Source organism: Azohydromonas australica DSM 1124 (assembly GCF_000430725.1).
GTDB lineage: Bacteria > Pseudomonadota > Gammaproteobacteria > Burkholderiales > Burkholderiaceae_C > Azohydromonas > Azohydromonas australica.
The window spans coordinates 1-1,307 of the sequence record NZ_AUMO01000171.1 but is presented as its reverse complement, the minus strand read 5'-3'; the positions used below and the strand labels follow the sequence as shown (position 1 = coordinate 1,307).

At 58.2% G+C, this 1,307-nt stretch carries 1 protein-coding gene; it reads left to right on the top strand.

Annotated features, from left to right (window positions below; translation table 11 throughout):
* Positions 1-162 precede the first annotated feature (162 nt).
* On the top strand, positions 163-1,191 hold the full coding sequence (locus tag H537_RS0119050; protein WP_028999090.1) for an apurinic/apyrimidinic endonuclease family protein: 1,029 nt from the start codon (positions 163-165) through the stop codon (positions 1,189-1,191).
* Positions 1,192-1,307 lie beyond the last annotated feature (116 nt).

Here is a 1,307-nt window from a genome sequence, read left to right as displayed (position 1 = left end):
CAAGTGGCTGCGCGAGCTGTCCATCGCCGCAGCCCAGGGCAAGGATGCCTTCGTCAAGGCCTTGCACACCTCGGTGACTGACTCCGCGTCGCTGCAGCACGTGACAGCTGCTGCTGCGGTGGACGTTGATGCTTGACCTGCACAGTTAACCGGAGAAGTCACATGAAATTCCCGTTTTCGCTCGGATGCAACGGCAGGGGTGTGGTGCACATCGAAGGCACGCCGATGTCGGTGGACGAGCAGTTTCGGCTGCTGAAATCCGCCGGTGTCTACGATCACTTCGATCGCATGCCGCAGCCGGGCGAGGAGCGCGAGTACCTGAACGCCTCTCAGCGCCACGGCATCCCGATCCGCACAGGTCTTTGGTGGTACACCGCCGGCAAGGACGAGGAGTTGCTCGAAAAGAACCTGCGCATCAGTAAGGAAGGCGGCGCGGAGTTCCACGACATCATGCTGCATATCCGTCATGCCCGAGGAACCGTGGTGACGGACGATGAAATCGTCAAGTTCTATCTGTTGGCGCATGAGCTTGGCGAACGCATCGGCATTGATATCGGTTTCGAAAACCACATTTACATGTGGTCCGAGGATCCCCGCCGTATTGAACCGATTGCGCGCCGGGTGGAAAAGGAAGGGGTTCCGTTCAAGTTCGTGCTGGACCACAGCCATGTCCTGATCAAAGTCGACAACCCCGAAGAGCAGGACATCATTGGCATCCGTAAGGATGTTGAAAGCGGTGCACTGAGCATTGACCCGTACGAAGACGGCAATGTGCTGGATCGCTGGATCGCCATGAACATGGTGCATTGGCTTCAGGTGCGTCCCGTATCGCCAAACGGCCCTAAGAATGTCTGGGCGATCAAGGACAACAACAGCTACGACGGAGGTTCTTACGGGCGGCCCTGCCAATACCCCTTCGTGAAGCCGCGTCCCGGCGAGTGGCATTCGCAGTGGCACGCCTATCGCGTCGAGCCCACCAAGGAGGTTGTCCGGAAACTATTTCGCCACCACCGCGACCACCCTAACAGCCCTCTGCGTTACATCACTACCGACATGATCGATATGGCGGATTACGGCGAAAACGCGAAGTACTCGCTGTTCGAACAGAACGTAGCCATCGCAAAGTGGCTGCGATCCACTTGGGACGAAATCGTGGCCGAAGGCTCCAAGCGCGGCACTTTCAACAGCTGAACGAACAAAGAAGCACATCCAATGAAAACCAAAGCAGCAGTGGCCTGGAAGGCGGGTTCGCCGTTGACGGTCCAGACGGTTGACCTCGAAGGGCCCCGCTTCGGGGAGGTGCTGGT

What these genes read in the sequence shown, in the direction of transcription:
- H537_RS0119050 (WP_028999090.1), top strand. Translation starts at nt 163, where the DNA reads ATGAAATTCCCGTTTTCGCTCGGATGCAACGGCAGGGGTGTGGTGCAC.